Origin of the sequence: Pantoea sp. IMH, from assembly GCF_000599885.1 — a bacterium.
Lineage (GTDB): Bacteria > Pseudomonadota > Gammaproteobacteria > Enterobacterales > Enterobacteriaceae > Erwinia.
This window is the reverse complement of record NZ_JFGT01000002.1, coordinates 14,574-30,291: the sequence shown is the minus strand read 5'-3', so window position 1 is coordinate 30,291 and position 15,718 is coordinate 14,574. Positions and strand designations below refer to the sequence as shown.

Genomic DNA, 15,718 nt, shown 5'->3' with positions numbered 1-15,718 from the left:
GGCGGGGAGATGCGCGCACCGGCTTGTCAGGCTGGTTGAGGCTGGCGGCAGGCTTAACGTGCGGCTTTTGCGATAAAAACCAGCGCGCACAACATACGTGAGCCACTGGCAGAACGCAACCGCTTACGCATGCTGCTTTTTCAGACAGATGCATTATTCTGCGGGAGCCGCCAAACAATTTTTCCGCCAGGCGGATAGCGGCTCACCAATAAAGATACGATCGCCTTATTTAACCCGCTTGCGTTTGCGTCGGCGCGTAAAGTTTGCCTTTTGAAATGATAATCTGCTGCGCTTAAGATTACGCTTAATATGCCGCCGGGGTCAGCAAAGGATAAACATATTGCAGTAACAGGCGTCAGCAATAGAAATGTGAAAGGTTTTTTGCGGCCGCCAGGGCCGCAGGGGATTACAGTTCGTTCTTAATACAGAATTCTTCCCAGCTCATGCCCAGCGCGGCAGCGTGATCGCGCAGATAGGTTTCAATCGCCTGCGCGGCAACGGCCTTATCCGGCTCCGCAAGCTGAATGGCAAAGAGCATGCCGTCGAGCTTTTTCTCACGCGTGTAGGCGGCCCAGGCGCGATCGGTTTGCAGTGACTGGAGCTGAGGCAGGGTCATGCCCAGCGCGCGGGCATCTTCTTCCGTCAGTGCGGCAATACCGCTTTTAATCTCCGGCCAGGCTTCAAGAAAGATCGCTTTAGCCGTAACGTAATACTCTTCAATGGTCTTCATAATCGGTCCTGCATCACAATTTGCGCTAGTGTACACGCGGGCCGCCTGAGGTGGAATGGTGGCAGGCGCAAAGCGGCACAATCCTCTACGTCCGGACCAGGTCGGTGCTGCTGCACGGGGGAGGAAAGGAAGAGTCGCTTGCGGTCATAATGGAGAAATTATAACGTAGCGCCATTCGACGAGTCAGGAACTGAAAATGAAAAAGTGGATTGTAATGACCGCCGCAGCCGTTGCGCTGTCGGGCTGCGCCCAGATACCTAACTATCAGAGTGCGGTAAAGACGCCGCCGCCGGCACAACTGGTCGGTAACTGGCAGACGATGGGGCCGCAGTCGGGTCTGGTCAGCCCTGAAGCGATAGCCAGCCTGATTATCACGGAGCAGGGCGATACGCTGGACTGCCGCCAGTGGCAACGCGTTATCGCCAAGCCGGGCAAAGTCACTCGTCTGAACGATAGCTGGATAAACGTCAATAATCAGCAGCGGGTGATGCCGCTGGAGCTGGAAGGAACGGCGCTGCACTATGACGATCTGGTCCTGCAAAAGGTCAGTCAGCCGACCCTGGCGTGTCAACAGGCGCTGGAGGCGCAGCACAAGACGCCAGAAGTGGAAGAGAAACCGGCGGATGAGAACAGCGAGAGCTATCCCGGCCAGGAAAGTGAAGAGCCGATGTTCTGACGGATCCTAACAGATAAGCCTGTAAATTCAGCCCCGCGCTCAGCCGTATGGGGCTGAGTGGTCACGCTGGCAGGGTCAGGCCTGGGCGCATCACCCGTTATCAGCCGCGGGGATCTGAGTGAGGCACACGCCATTAACCGCTTTTTAATCTCTTTTTCAATCACGGCTCTTAACACCTTCCCGATGTTCAGTTACGTCACCGCTTTAAAATCCTTACCGCTATTCCTTATCCCGCACAGGAATCATCATTAATATTTCCTGCTTAAGCCGCTGAACTGCCCGCAAACGTACGCACCCCGTCAGAGAGGTCGCTGCCTGATGACTGTCAGAAAGTGCCGGGATGCGTGTGGCTGCGTCGCAAGCTTTACGCTCTGGCGGGGGTTAAGAGGCGCCAGTTCCCTGCGCCCTGTACGGACTGAACGTGAAAAAAGAAGTGGGCAAAGAGAGCGCGGGTCAGAATACAAAACAATGTTGTCTGCTGACCCGCGGGCTGGAGGGAAGATTAGTCATAATATTAGCAACGGTTTTCAGGCAGATCCGTTCGGGAACAGCACCACGCCTGACATATTACCATAGGCAGAATTGACCGATTTCTGACGGGAATTCTGACCGATAAGCTGCGACAGCTCACCCATACGATCCTGAAGCAGACGCTTAACTTCCGCTTCATTGTCGAGGATATGGCGCAGCACCGGACGCAGCTGCTCCTGCGTCCGCGCGGGAACGCTTATCTCACGCGTGGTTTCCGCCAGCTTCTCAACGGTGCTGACGTAATCCACTTCACGTTCAATCAGCTCATCCCATTTTCCTTCTGACGCCAGACGGGTCATGGACTGACTGATGTGCAGCAGCTGCTGATAAATTCCGAACATATGTGGGGCGATATTCATTTAGAGAGCGTCCTGAACCAGAGCGGGAGAACCTGAAACCTCTTTCCAGGCGTCAGCGATATTACGTAGTAGTGCTTCGACCTCTTCAATACCTGCTACGTCGTTATCAAGATTGGCACGCAGCAGACGATGCACCATATAACGGTACAAACTTAACAAATTACGTGTTAATTCATCTTCGCTCGCTTCATCCAGCCCGACCTTCAGGCCGTTATCAATGATATTAATGGCCTTGGAAAGAGATTCACCCTTTCTGACGATATTACCTTCCTGCAAAAACAGCCGTGCCCGGACCAGCGCGCTCAGCGCGCCGTCGAACAGCAGGGTGATCAGCTGGTCTGAGCTGGCGCTCATCACCGCGCTTTCTACGCTGACTTTTGCATAGGCCTGGGTACCGCTTGCGCTATACATTATGACTCCTTATTTCTTGGAACTTGAGGTTAAAGCGTCGAACTGCGATGTGAGATAGCTGCTGGTGCTGTTCAGCTTGCTCACCATTAAATCTAACGCGGTAAATTGTTTTTTATAACGGGCAATGGTCGCGTCAATCCGCTCGCTGGCCGCGTTATAGCTCTCCGTCAGATTATTCAGGGTTTTGCTGACACCAGCGGTTGCAGCCTGCAAAATACCTGAACTTGAGAGCCAGCCGGTCATGCTGTTACCCATTTGAGTGGTAATGCCGGTAGTCTTGCCGTCGCCAACGATCATTTCTTTCACGCCATCCGGATCTTTCGCCAGCGCGGCATCAAGTTTGGTCTGATCCAGTTCAAGCTTACCTGTCGATGGATTGCTGGTAACGCCAATCTGCGCTAGCGTTTTATAAGCGGAAGTGCTGCCGTTGTTGTTCAGTAGCCCTTTCAGCTGAGTCTGGATGGTACGCAGCGTGCTATCACCCAATAGGGCTCCGTTGCTGCTGTCCTGCGTTTCCGTACCTGCATCAACCGCCGTATATTTTGTCAGGCTACTGAAAGTGTCCTGCAGCTTATTGTAGGCATCTACCCAGGCACTGACGGCGCTTGACGCTTTGGATGTGTCCTGGCTAACGGTCAACGACTGATTACCGCTGGTGATGTCGCTCAGATTCAGCGTAATCCCTTCCAGCGCATCGCTGATGTTGTTGCTGCTGCTCTCGATCGCGACATTATTTACCGTCAGTTTCGCATTCTGTGCCGGAACGCTTTCGGTCAGGTTGCCGCCGCTGCTGGCTAAATAACTTTCCAGCGCGCTGTCGCCGCTAACGCTGACGGTCATCGCATTATCTTCACCGGTTTTGGTGGAGGTCATCGAGAGACGGTAAGCGCCTTCGCCGGTTTTGATAATGCTGGCGGTAACGCCCGCGTCGGCTTTGTTGATCGCATCGCGGATGCCGGTCAGCGAAGAATCACCTGCCGCGAGTGTAATGGTGACAGGTTTGGCATCGGCACCCGCCGGCTGGAAAGTGATAGTGCTGTCTGCGCTGGCGATCGCCGTTTTATTATCGCTCTGTACGCCCGCGGTCAGCGTTTGTGCAGAGGCCAGCTGAGTCACATTGATAGAATATTTCCCGGCAACGGCACCTGCTGAGGTGGTGGCGCTGAAAGCGGTCGAGGTAGTGGTCGCTTTCGAGGCGGCGAACAGGTCGGCTTTACTGAGCGCGGTGTTCGCTGTCTGGAAGGTGGTCAGGGCGCTTTTTAGCGTGCCATAGGCGCTCAGCTTAGCGGTATAGGCTGACTGCTGCGCCGAGATCGGTTTCAGAGACGTCTTTTCGGCTGCAGTAAGGCTGTCCAGAATACTGCTCAATTCAAGGCCTGAACCGATACCTAGTGAAGAGATACTTGCCATGATGTTTCCTTATCTGTTCAACACGGGGAGTGATTAGCGTGGTTATCGGCCAGTGATAAGGAAAGTTTACGACGAATTAAAAGCGGGTAATGGAATGAATAGCGGTAATAGAGAAGGGTAATTCGGCGATTAGGGCTGAGCGAAAAAAAATGCGCCTCTTGCTAAAAAAATTCTAAAGGTTGGGGTAAGGCAGACGATAACAACTTTGACGGCGATGAAGCCGGGGGGCAACAAGCCCAACACCTTAAACCCGATTCGATTTAACAGGAAACTTTATCATGGCACAAGTCATTAATACCAACAGCCTCTCGCTGATCACTCAGAACAACATCAACAAGAACCAGTCTGCTCTCTCTACCTCTATGGAGCGTCTGTCTTCTGGTCTGCGTATCAACAGCGCGAAAGATGACGCTGCTGGTCAGGCAATCGCCAACCGTTTTACTTCTAACATCAAGGGTCTGACTCAGGCTGCACGTAACGCTAACGACGGTATCTCTGTAGCGCAGACCACTGAAGGCGCACTGTCTGAAATCAACAACAACTTACAACGTGTTCGTGAGCTGACAGTACAGGCTTCTACCGGCACTAACTCTGATTCTGACCTGTCTTCAATCCAGGACGAAATCAAATCACGTCTGTCTGAAATTGACCGTGTCTCTCAGCAGACTCAGTTCAACGGCGTGAACGTACTGGCTAAAGACGGCAAAATGTCTATCCAGGTTGGCGCGAACGATGGCGAAACCATCGATATCGACCTGAAAAAAATCGATTCAAAGACTCTGGGTCTGGACAGCTTCAACGTTAACGGTCCGAAAGGCACCCTGACTGAATTGACAGGTGCAGCAGCCTTTAAAACCTATTACGGCGAAACCACTCAGGTTGCAGCAGCGGAAGTATCTGAAAAAACCGCTGGTGCTCTGGCGACTCGTCTGGGTGTTGCAGCAGGTAGCGTTTCTCTTGAAGGTGCTAAAGTATTCGCAGATGAAAACGGCAACGTCTTTGCTAAAGTAACCGTGACACCAGCTGATGCTGCTGAAGTAAACAATCTGAAAAATAACGGTATTACAAGTACTGCAACTGAAGCACAGGAATTCACTATCGCATTGGATCCTCAGGCGGCAGATGTTACTGACCCGACTAAGGCTGTATTTACTATCAATACCGATAACATGGATCCATCTTCACTGACTAAGGGTTCTTCTACCGATCCGCTGGCTAAGCTTGACGACGCAATTGCTTCTGTAGATAAGTTCCGTTCTTCACTGGGTGCGATTCAGAACCGTCTGGGTTCTGCAGTTACTAACCTGAACAACACGACGACTAACCTGTCAGAAGCACAGTCTCGTATTCAGGATGCTGACTACGCGGTTGAAGTTTCTAACATGTCTAAAGCACAGATCGTTCAGCAGGCAGGTAACTCTGTACTGTCTAAAGCTAACCAGGTTCCACAGCAGGTTATGTCTCTGCTGCAGGGCTAATAACCTTAGCTTTCAGCTCAATCTCCTAAAACCCCGCTCCGGCGGGGTTTTTTATGCGCCAGTTTAGACCACTTTTTATCCGTTGTTCCTGCAATTAATTCCCCATCGCTGATCTACTCTTTGATAAAGAAATTTCATATTTTTATTACGAGTGTAAACAGGTAAAGAATGAAAAATATTACTGTCATTGAGCCGCAGTTTGTCAGTGTCTTTCAGTGTATTGGCAGTGAATGTCGGGATCACTGCTGCAAAGGCTGGGACATTACCCTCGATAAGCCAACGGTAAATCGCTACTTAAAGTCCTCCCGGATTGAAATAAAAACCCTTGCTGCAGAAAATATCGTCACAACCCGACGCAGCTATGAAAACTGGGGGAAAATGAAGCTCAATACGGCCGGAAACTGTGCCTTTTTGGATGAAGCACGGCTGTGCAAAGTGCATTCCGAATTAGGTGCATCGGCACTAAGTCCTACCTGCGCTACTTATCCAAGGGGGGCGAAGATTTTTAAATATGAAAAGCAGAAGAGCTTAGCGCTCTCTTGCCCGGAAGCGGCACGCCAGTTATTGTCTTCGCCCGATGCCATGCTGTTCGAACAGACGAATTACCTGCAGCCGGAAGCGAATAAGGCACAAGAGCTCGATCAAGAGAAAAAGCTGCTGAATTTAATGTGCCTCAATATTGTCAAATATAGCGGTGAACACATTGATGAGGCATTTTACGCCCTGGCCAGTTTTTTACTCTATACAGGGAAAGTGAATGACGCTGACGATCGCGTGGCAAAGCTGGAGGATTACTTTGCTCAGACCATTAGCAGCCTGACCCAGGGCGGGATCAGACAGCAGCTTGATCAGGTAAAGCCGGATTACAATTTGCAGTGGTCACTGCTGTTGCGCATGCAGACCTATTTTGGGGGGATAACTAAATTGCGCGGCTTGCCGATGTTAGATCATTATATCAACAAGCTTATTTATATACAGACTGAAGGTGCAAAAAATAATGATATCAACCAGTCGATGGTAAGGCTGGAGAACGCCTGGCAGAGTAAAATGATGCCCTGGTTTGCAGAACGTCCCTGGGTAATGAATAATTATATTCAATACCGTATTTATGATAGCTTCTTCCCCGGTGATGACAGCCTCACGCCACTAATGAAATTATATTTGTTGACGGCTGACTGGTTCCTGTTGAAATCACTGATCGCCGCCAGCGTCGAGATGGTAGGCCAGGTTGATGAGGATGATATTATTAATATTATCTACAGTTACCATTCGGTTACCAAACACACTGCGAAGTCGGCGTTGGCTTTTGTGGCGGAAATTAATAAAACCAAAGTCAATGATGATTTGTCGCTTATCTATCTGTTAAAATAAACGGATGCTATGAAGTAACGGCCTTGTTTTGGCGGTTACTTGTCACTAGAAGGCAGCAGTCATGCGCTTAACATATTGTTCACCTTTCCGGTGCGTAGAGGTGAACAATTCAGATAGGCAGAAATATCTTTATTTCTCAACTATTGCCTACATTACAGTTATTCTTCAACCTGCCGATAACACTTTTCAGAGCCCCTTATAACTTTTAATCATTTCTCTGGAGTGTTGCTATGCGCTTCAACGTTGACCTGCAACCCGGCGATCTGCTGAGCTTTGACGACATCGCTCAACGCTATGCGCTGAAATTCCCCGAAGAGAAAGCGCTGACCGCCAGAGCGCTGCTCAGTCCTTCCACCAGCTATCGCCATCTGATTATTCGTGCGATTTTCGCCAACAATGAAACCAACAGTCCGCTTGAGGATCTTTTGTTCATTACTAACGATAACGAACGAAAAAGCTATCTGCGGCGGCTGGAGTATTACCTCAAGCAGCAGTTGCCTTTCTACTATTTCCGCCGTACCGACGCCGCGAAGCAGGAGAACCGCTGGAAGGTGATGGGGGAGAGCCGCGTTTACGCCATGCTCGATCCTGCCTCCGCCGCGGCGCAACAGCTGATTGCCAGCCGGGGCTACACGCTTTCGCTGATGCGTCACGAAGGCGATGAGGCGTACTGGCAGCTTTTTGATGCTGGCGCGCATCCCTGCTTCAGCGTGTCCCGCCGGATTCAGTTTATGGCGGTGATTTCCAGTCCGCTACAGCCGGTGCCGCCCGGCGTAATGCCCGGTACGCTGGTGGGCAGAAAGGTGAAGGCGCAGGTCTGGCAGCAGGCAAGCCAGGCGGAGTTTGCCGCCGCCGTCAGGACACGCTACCGCGCCTGCATCATCACCGGTACGCCGCTGCCGGAGAACGCAACCCATCCCTGGGTGGAAGCCTGCCATATTCTGACGGAAGAGAATGAAGAGGGCTTTCTCAGCGATAACGGCGTGGACAACGGCCTGTTTCTGCGCAGCGATCTTATGCGGCTGTTTATTAACCGCCTGCTGACCATTGATGCCGTTACCGGCTGCGTCCATCTGCGCGGTATCAGCCCGCTTAGTGAAGATTTACGTCAGGCTTATCAGGCGATTAACGGCCAGGTCTGCGCACTCTGGCATCAGGTTCCTGAAGCCACGCGCGCAAAACTCCGGCAGTACGGCTGATTTTTCCGAAGCGGCTGCGTCATGCGCCGCTTTTTTACACAAAAGTGAAATTACCCGCCTTTAGTACCGCTATTCCGCCAATCAATCCGCACTACAGAAATAGATAATCATGCCGATAACTTAACTAACGCAGGGTAGTCAGGGTGAATGATTTCTATACCGCCGATGGGGTGATGGATAAAAACTCGCTGTGGCAGCGATATGTGCCGCTGGTGAGACATGAAGCGCTGCGTCTGCAGGTCAGACTGCCGGCCAGCGTGGAGCTCGACGATCTGCTGCAGGCAGGAGGAATAGGGCTGCTGAACGCCGTGGAGCGCTATGACGCGTTGCAGGGCACCGCCTTTACCACCTACGCCGTGCAGCGCATCCGTGGCGCCATGCTCGATGAGCTGCGCAGTCGCGACTGGGCGCCACGCAGCGTCCGGCGTAACGCGCGCGAAGTGGCAGGCGCGATGCATCGGGTTGAACAGACGCTGGGCCGTTCCGCAACCGAACAGGAAGTGGCGGCGCAGCTGGAGGTCTCGCTGGAGGAATACCGCCAGATCCTGCTGGATACCAATAATAGTCAGCTGTTCTCTTACGACGAGTTTCGTGAGGAGCACGGTGACAGCGCGGAACTGGTGACGGACGGCCATGAAGAGGCCAATCCGCTGCACCAGCTGATGGAAGGAAATTTGCGTGAACGCGTCATTGAAGCGATCGAGGCGCTGCCGGATCGCGAAAAAATGGTGCTGACACTTTACTACCAGGAAGAGCTGAATCTTAAAGAGATTGGCGCAGTGTTGGAGGTCGGGGAATCCCGGGTCAGCCAGCTGCACAGTCAGGCGATCAAACGCCTGCGCGCCCGGTTAACGGGAGCGCGCTGACAGAGTCAGCTTCGCACTCTCAACACCAACCGGGGACTCAAGATGGGATCCAACGTAAAAATGAGGCCGTTAAGCCGTTATTTAAAAGACTATAAACACAGCCAGAGTAACTGTTCACATTGTGGCAAAGTTCTGGACCGTATGGCGCTGGTGTTTCGTGGTCAGATAATAAATAAAGAGGCGATTGCCCGGATGGATCAGCTGATCGACGATCAGGTCTGGTTAAAACTGCAGAATGAGCTGACGGCGCTTTGCCGCTTTTGCAGCGATATTTTCTGTAATACGCATCCAACCTATTTTGACATTATGGCGTTTAAGCAATACCTGTTTGAACAGACAGAAATGAGCCACAGTACGATTCGCGAATATGTTGTTCGCCTGCGTCGCCTTGACGATATGCTGTCCAAACGCAATTTCCCGGCGGAAAAGTTGCGCGGTAACAGCTGGCACGAATGCCTTGAAAACGATCTGCCTGATGCCGGCAATAATAATTACCGTATTGCCCTGCGCAAATACGATCAGTTCCTGGGCTGGCAGCGTAATTAGGCTGCCGGTGGCACCCGCTTTTTTCGTTACCTTTTGGCAAACTTCTGTAAAACTGTAAGGATAACTTTTTGCGCGCTCTCAGGAGGCCACGTTGTCCTTACATCTTTTAAATGCCTTTCCCCGGCTGGAGCTGCTTGGTGCTCCGACGCCACTGGAACACCTGCCCCGTTTCTCCGACTATCTTGGTCGGGATATCTTCATCAAACGTGACGATGTCACGCCGGTAGCACTGGGCGGTAATAAGCTCAGAAAGCTGGAATTTCTTGCCGCCGACGCGCTGCGTCAGGGCGCCGATGTGCTGCTGACCGCGGGTGCTATTCAGTCTAACCATGTTCGCCAGACTGCGGCCGTTGCGGCGAAGCTCGGCCTGAAATGCGTAGCGCTGCTGGAGAACCCGATTCACACCACGGCGGAAAACTACCTCAGCAACGGCAACCGCCTGTTACTCGATCTGATGGAGGCGGAAGTGATCATGGTGGACGCGCTGCACGATCCTGACGCTCAGCTTGAAGAGCAGGCGACACGGCTGGAAGCGCAGGGTTTCCGTCCCTATATCGTGCCGGTCGGCGGTTCTAACGCGCTGGGCGCGCTCGGCTACGTTGAGTGTGCCCAGGAAATCGCACATCAGAGCGAAGGCGTGGTCGATTTCGCCGCCGTGGTGGTTGCCTCCGGCAGCGCGGGTACGCACGCCGGTCTTGCGGTAGGGCTGGAGCAGCTGCTACCCGACACTGAGCTGATTGGCGTTACCGTTTCCCGTATAGCGGACGAGCAGCGCCCTAAAGTGCTCGCTATTCGTGACGCGCTGGCGGCATCGCTTGAGCTGAATGCCAGCGCGCCGGTCAATTTGTGGGATGATTATTTCAGCCCGCAGTACGGTATGCCGAACGAAGAGGGCATGGAAGCGATCAAATTGCTGGCCCGGCTCGAAGGGATCTTTCTCGATCCGGTCTATACTGGCAAGGCAATGGCGGGGCTGATTGACGGCATCACGCAAAAGCGCTTCCGTCGCGAAGGGCCCATCGCTTTTATCCATACCGGCGGCTCGCCCGCATTATTCGCTTATCATCATTTCGTCTGAAAAGAGAAGAATAATTTCCCCGGCGGCTGGTATAAACGCGCCGGGTCGAATAGATTCTTGGTGTCAGAAAATGCCAGAACGCCTGGCAACACTGCCAAAGCGGTCATTATAAAGAGAAGCGGGAGCTCGCCTCCCAACGCTATCCACTAACCTAACGGAGTCCTTATGAATTTTTCTCTGGTGCCTCGCCAACTGATGATGGGCGTCATGTCGCTTGCTCTGGTCGCCGGTTTTTCCGCCAGCACCCAGGCCGCGGAAGGCAATTTACTCAGCAAAGTGAAAGATCGCGGCTCGCTGCTGGTCGGCCTGGAGGGCACCTATCCGCCGTTCAGCTTCCAGGATGAAAACGGCAAGCTTACCGGATTTGAAGTGGAATTTGCCCAGGCGCTGGCTGCGCATCTGGGCGTTAAGGCAAACCTGAAACCGACCAAATGGGATGGCATGCTGGCCTCGCTGGACTCTGGCCGCATTGATGTGGCGATTAACCAGGTGACCATCTCTCCGGAGCGTCAAAAGAAATATGATTTCTCCACGCCATACACCGTGTCCGGCGTGCAGGCGTTGACCAAAAAAGAGAAGGCAGCCAGTATCAGCAAACCGGAAGATTTGAGTGGTAAGAAAGTGGGCGTGGGCCTCGGCTCCAACTACGAGCAGTGGCTGCGTGAGAACGTGAAAGATGTTGATATCCGCACCTATGATGATGACCCGACTAAATATCAGGATCTGCGCGTTGGCCGTATTGATGCCATCCTGGTTGATCGTCTGGCCGCGCTGGATCTGGTGAAGAAAACCGGCAATACGCTGGCGGTCTCCGGCCCGGCGTTCTCACGTCTGGAAGCGGGCGTCGCACTGCGTAAAGGCAACCCTGAAATGCTGAAAGCGATCGATGAGGCCGTTGCTGAAATGCAGAAAGACGGCACGCTGAAGACGCTGTCTGACAAATGGTTTGGCGCGGACGTGACGAAATAATGCAGGAAAGTATTCAACTGGTGCTGGATTCAGCACCTTTTTTACTTAAAGGGGCGCTTTTCACCCTCGAACTCAGCATTGGCGGGATGTTTTTCGGCCTGTTGCTGGGCTTCCTGCTGGCGATGATGCGCCTTTCGCCCTTCTGGCCGTTTGCCTGGCTCTCGCGCATTTACGTATCGATATTTCGCGGCACGCCGCTGATTGCCCAGCTCTTTATGATCTATTACGGTCTGCCGCAGTTCGGTATTGAACTCGATCCCATTCCCTCGGCGATGATAGGTCTTTCGCTGAATACCGCGGCCTATACCTCTGAATCCCTGCGCGGGGCGATTTCTGCCATCGAGCGCGGGCAGTGGGAGGCGGCGGCCAGTATCGGCATGACCCGCTGGCAGACGCTGCGCCGGGTTGTCCTGCCGCAGGCAGCCAGAACCGCGCTGCCGCCGCTGGGGAACAGTTTTATCAGTCTGGTTAAGGATACCTCTCTTGCCGCCACTATCCAGGTGCCGGAGCTGTTCCGCCAGGCACAGCTGATCACCTCGCGCACGCTGGAAGTTTTCACTATGTATCTGGCCGCTTCGCTGATCTACTGGGTGATGGCGACGCTGCTGTCCATGCTGCAAAGCCGTCTGGAAGATCACGTTAACCGTCAGGATCGGGAGCCAAAATGAGTGCCATCGAAGTCAGTAAACTGGTCAAACGGTTTAACGGTCAGACGGTGCTGCACGGCATCGATCTGGAGGTGAAATCGGGCGAAGTAGTCGCGATTATCGGGCCGAGTGGATCGGGGAAAACCACGCTGTTGCGCAGCATCAACCTGCTGGAGGTGCCGGATGAAGGCACGATTAAAGTGGGGGAGATCCTGATCGACGCCGCTCAGGGAATGAACCGGCAGAAGGAGCGGGTGCGGCAGTTACGCCAGCAGGTGGGGTTTGTCTTCCAGAGCTTTAATCTGTTTCCGCACCGCTCGGTGCTGGAAAATATCATTGAAGGTCCAACCATCGTCAAGCGTGAACCCCGTCAGGAAGCCATTGCGCGGGCGCGACAGCTCCTGGAAAAGGTGGGGCTTCAGGGGAAAGAAGAGAGCTATCCGCGACGGCTCTCCGGCGGTCAGCAGCAGCGCGTGGCGATTGCCCGTGCGCTGGCGATGCGGCCTGAAGTGATCCTGTTTGACGAACCGACCTCGGCGCTGGATCCTGAACTGGTGGGCGAAGTATTAAACACCATTCGCGCCCTGGCGGAGGAGAAACGTACGCTGGTGATTGTGACCCATGAAATGAGCTTTGCCCGGGATGTGGCGGACAGGGCGATTTTTATGGATCAGGGGCGGATTGTCGAGCAGGGTGATGCGAAATCCCTGTTCAGCCATCCTCAGCAGCCGCGCACTCAGCAGTTCCTCGAAAAATTCCTCACAGCCTGATCTTCACGGGCCTCTTCGCCAGCGGGGAGGCTTATTTATTCCGCTTTTCTTTGAGGAAAATCTTAAATAACCCATTTTCCCTTCTGGCTATATGTTTGAGAATTATCCGTTGTTGTTTAATTTTATCTTTCATATGCCATGCCATATTGCCATTTAAGAGTAACCTCATAGTGTTTTTGCCAGCATAAGTAAATAATTCGTTATGTTATTGTGTCTTGCTGGAATATAAAATGGCCACTGCTGGAAAAAATGAAGTTCTGTGGATAAACACGCTTAAGGGCGGTTGTATATTGCTGGTGGTGTTGCATCACACGATTATCACGACCTTTGCACCTTCTCTGCACTATCTTACGGCAGGCCTGCTACCAGCCCAGCTTTGGGTGGCGTTTAATCAGTATCTCTCTCCGCTGCGAATGCCAGCGTTTTTCTTTGTCTCCGGTCTGCTGGCGGTGAACGCCATCAGCAAAAAATCCTGGTCAGAAGTCTTTACTAAAAAGTTTAGTAATATCATCTACCTCTACCTGCTCTGGGGGGTGATCCAGTGGACGTCTATTTATAATATTTCCACGCATTTGATAGGCCAGAAGCTCTCATCCGCCACGAATGCAGCCTATGCCGACTCACCGCTGGAGTTTGTTAAGCTGCTGGTGCTGTCGATGACCAGCCTCTGGTATCTCTATGCCCTGGCGGGCTATTTTGTGGTTGCTAAGCTTTTTCATCGCCAGAAGTATGCGCTGTTTCTGGCGGCGCTGCTGGTGAACTACGCCACGCAGTTTAGTCTGGTGCCGGGTTGGGGGCCTGCCAGTGTCGCACAGAACTTTATCTACTTTCTGCTTGGCGCTTTCTTCAGTCACCATCTTGTGCAGCTCAGTTTTATGAACCGCAGGAACGTTCTGATTGTAGGTGTCTTTATCGTTCTCGGCCTTGGGCATCATGCCATGGGACTTTATAAAAATCCTTTTTACTGTCTGCTGTCGATTGTTTTCGGCATCGTCTTTTGCCGTGCGTTGAATAACCGTTTCAATATGGGCTGGCTGAACTGGATTGGCCGTAACACGCTGCAAATTTACGTTCTGCATCGTATATTTATTGAGCTGCTGGGGCTGACTTTGCTGACGCTGGCGGTCAGTTATCATCTGTTCAGCAACCCCCTGTTTTCCCTTGTCTGGGCGGTCTCGCTTCCTCTTGTCGCCGTCAGCCTTTGTACTGCCGTTTCCCTGCTGGTCTGGTCGCTGCTTAATCGGGGACCTGGCCGTGCGCTGTTTCTTTATCCCCGCCTGATGAAGAAGCCGGAAAAACGTCCCGAAGCAGCCAGTAATGGCTGAACACTTTCGCCAGGGCCGATAATATCGGCCCTGATTTTTATCACCACCGAAAAAATTGCACCCGATAATAATAAATAAAGCGAAGGAATCATCCTCGTCTAACGCCTTTTTATAAAAATGAGTACACCAGCTGGAGTAAAATAATGAATTCTCCTCATAAGAAAGAAATCGTCTGGGTTAACAGCCTGAAGGGCGCCTGCATTTTGTTAGTGGTTTTGTATCACGTGGTTCTGCCAGGTTATGCTGAAATGGTTCCTCAGCTGACTGCCGGATTTATACCGGCAAAATTTTGGGTGGCCTTCAATCACTATCTCTCGCCGCTACGGATGCCGGCCTTCTTTTTTGTCTCCGGTTTGCTGGCGGCAAACGCCATTCTCAACCGGCCCTGGAAGCAGGTCTTCACCAGCCGCGTTACCAATCTGTTCTATCTCTATTTTCTGTGGGGACTGATTCAGTGGCTGATGATCAATGGTGTTTCCGGCGGCATTATGGGCGATCAGCTCTCCAGTAATCTGAATGCCGCCTGGGCTTCATCGCCCTATGAGTTTATCAAGCTGATGTTGCTTGCTATGAGCTCCTCCTGGTATCTCTACGCACTGGGACTCTTCTTTGTGGCCGCCAAGCTGTTCCGTGAGCAAAAGCTGGCAATCATGCTGATGGCGCTGGTGCTTAACTATGCTGCGGTTATCAACGTTATTCCAGGCTGGGGACCGGAAAGCCTCTCGCAATATTTTATTTTCTTTCTGTTCGGCACCTTCTTCAGCTCTGTCATGGTGCGCTGGAGCGAATGGCACCGCAGCAATCTGCTGCCCTGGGGCGTGCTGGCGGTACTCGCGGTAGCCCATACGCTGCTGGGCATGCCGGAGAACCTTTTCCTCTGCGTGCTTGCCATTCTGCTGTGCATCGCTGCCTGCCGGTCGCTGAATAACCTGTTCGATATGGCCTGGCTGAACTGGATGGGGAAAAATACGTTACAGATTTACGTCCTGCACCGCATTTTTATCGAGTTTTTCGGCATGTCAGCGATTCTGTTCTCGCAGAAACACGATCTTTTCGCCAGCAAGGCTTTCTCGCTGATCTGGGCCGTCGGCTTCCCGCCGGTTATGACGGCGATTTGCGCTGCCTGCTCCGTCGGGGTCTGGACGCTGCTGAACCGTGGCGTGGGCAAAAATTTGTTTATCTATCCGAAGCTGCTGCGGATGAAGTTTGATACCTGATGGCATAAAAAAGGGCTTACGCGAAGGTAAGCCCGGTGAGTGTTGTGCTGTCTGCGGGAACAGGCCTGCCCGCAAAGTCGCAAAAAGCCTTGTTCCTGAAAAGGAAATTACGTGAGGGTAAGCCCGGGGGAAGTT

General features: G+C 52.6%; 16 protein-coding genes. 12 read left to right on the top strand and 4 right to left on the bottom strand.

Annotated elements, in window-relative coordinates; translation table 11 throughout:
- Positions 1–406 precede the first annotated feature (406 nt).
- Positions 407–730 carry a DUF6388 family protein gene (locus EA20_RS0100195; RefSeq protein ID WP_024964907.1) on the bottom strand — a complete coding sequence of 108 codons (324 nt, stop codon included), beginning with the start codon at positions 728–730 and terminating at the stop codon, positions 407–409.
- A 196-nt stretch (positions 731–926) separates the two neighbouring features.
- On the opposite strand from EA20_RS0100195, the gene yedD reads away from it, so the two are divergent.
- Complete coding sequence (gene yedD / locus EA20_RS0100190; RefSeq protein ID WP_024964906.1) at positions 927–1,406, top strand: lipoprotein YedD; 480 nt, start codon at positions 927–929, stop codon at positions 1,404–1,406.
- A gap of 527 nt (positions 1,407–1,933) precedes the next feature.
- Here the strand turns inward: yedD and fliT are convergent.
- Genes fliT through fliD form a run of 3 tightly spaced genes read right to left on the bottom strand, consistent with a single transcriptional unit; the run spans position 1,934 to position 4,117 of the window.
- A complete protein-coding gene (gene fliT, locus EA20_RS0100185) occupies positions 1,934–2,296 on the bottom strand; it encodes a flagella biosynthesis regulatory protein FliT (protein WP_024964905.1) in 363 nt (120 codons plus the stop codon).
- Positions 2,297–2,707, bottom strand: a complete 411-nt coding sequence (gene fliS / locus EA20_RS0100180; RefSeq protein ID WP_024964904.1) for a flagellar export chaperone FliS — start codon at positions 2,705–2,707, stop codon at positions 2,297–2,299.
- Between the two features lie 9 nt (positions 2,708–2,716).
- Positions 2,717–4,117, bottom strand: coding sequence for a flagellar filament capping protein FliD (gene fliD / locus EA20_RS0100175; RefSeq protein ID WP_024964903.1), 1,401 nt, complete (start codon positions 4,115–4,117; stop codon positions 2,717–2,719).
- Positions 4,118–4,395: 278 nt separating this feature from the next.
- Between fliD and EA20_RS0100170 the strand changes: the two genes are divergently transcribed.
- The 11 genes from EA20_RS0100170 to EA20_RS0100115 all read left to right on the top strand — a co-directional run bounded on the left by EA20_RS0100170 (position 4,396) and on the right by EA20_RS0100115 (position 15,583).
- A complete protein-coding gene (locus tag EA20_RS0100170; RefSeq protein WP_024964902.1) occupies positions 4,396–5,595 on the top strand; it encodes a FliC/FljB family flagellin in 1,200 nt (399 codons plus the stop codon).
- 168 nt (positions 5,596–5,763) lie between these two features.
- Positions 5,764–6,966 (top strand): flagellin lysine-N-methylase, encoded by a 1,203-nt coding sequence (fliB, locus tag EA20_RS0100165; RefSeq protein WP_024964901.1) that lies wholly within the window; start codon positions 5,764–5,766, stop codon positions 6,964–6,966.
- A gap of 230 nt (positions 6,967–7,196) precedes the next feature.
- Positions 7,197–8,165 carry an HNH endonuclease signature motif containing protein gene (locus tag EA20_RS0100160; RefSeq protein ID WP_024964900.1) on the top strand — a complete coding sequence of 323 codons (969 nt, stop codon included), beginning with the start codon at positions 7,197–7,199 and terminating at the stop codon, positions 8,163–8,165.
- 143 nt (positions 8,166–8,308) lie between these two features.
- A complete protein-coding gene (locus EA20_RS0100155) occupies positions 8,309–9,031 on the top strand; it encodes an RNA polymerase sigma factor FliA (protein WP_024964899.1) in 723 nt (240 codons plus the stop codon).
- Positions 9,032–9,073: 42 nt separating this feature from the next.
- Positions 9,074–9,577 carry a flagella biosynthesis regulatory protein FliZ gene (gene fliZ, locus EA20_RS0100150; protein ID WP_024964898.1) on the top strand — a complete coding sequence of 168 codons (504 nt, stop codon included), beginning with the start codon at positions 9,074–9,076 and terminating at the stop codon, positions 9,575–9,577.
- A 91-nt stretch (positions 9,578–9,668) separates the two neighbouring features.
- The gene (locus EA20_RS0100145) at positions 9,669–10,655 is read left to right on the top strand and encodes a D-cysteine desulfhydrase (protein WP_024964897.1); all 987 of its coding nucleotides are present in this window, start codon (positions 9,669–9,671) and stop codon (positions 10,653–10,655) included.
- 165 nt (positions 10,656–10,820) lie between these two features.
- Positions 10,821–11,624 (top strand): cystine ABC transporter substrate-binding protein, encoded by an 804-nt coding sequence (tcyJ, locus tag EA20_RS0100140; RefSeq protein ID WP_024964896.1) that lies wholly within the window; start codon positions 10,821–10,823, stop codon positions 11,622–11,624.
- Positions 11,624–12,292 (top strand): cystine ABC transporter permease, encoded by a 669-nt coding sequence (gene tcyL, locus EA20_RS0100135; protein ID WP_024964895.1) that lies wholly within the window; start codon positions 11,624–11,626, stop codon positions 12,290–12,292. The genes tcyJ and tcyL overlap by 1 nt, the downstream gene beginning before the upstream one ends.
- The gene (tcyN, locus tag EA20_RS0100130) at positions 12,289–13,041 is read left to right on the top strand and encodes an L-cystine ABC transporter ATP-binding protein TcyN (protein ID WP_024964894.1); all 753 of its coding nucleotides are present in this window, start codon (positions 12,289–12,291) and stop codon (positions 13,039–13,041) included. The genes tcyL and tcyN overlap by 4 nt, the downstream gene beginning before the upstream one ends.
- Positions 13,042–13,271: 230 nt before the next feature.
- Positions 13,272–14,366: an acyltransferase family protein gene (locus EA20_RS0100120; protein ID WP_024964893.1), complete on the top strand. Its 1,095-nt coding sequence runs from the start codon at positions 13,272–13,274 to the stop codon at positions 14,364–14,366.
- Positions 14,367–14,509: 143 nt separating this feature from the next.
- On the top strand, positions 14,510–15,583 hold the full coding sequence (locus EA20_RS0100115) for an acyltransferase family protein (RefSeq protein ID WP_024964892.1): 1,074 nt from the start codon (positions 14,510–14,512) through the stop codon (positions 15,581–15,583).
- Positions 15,584–15,718: the final 135 nt, after the last annotated feature.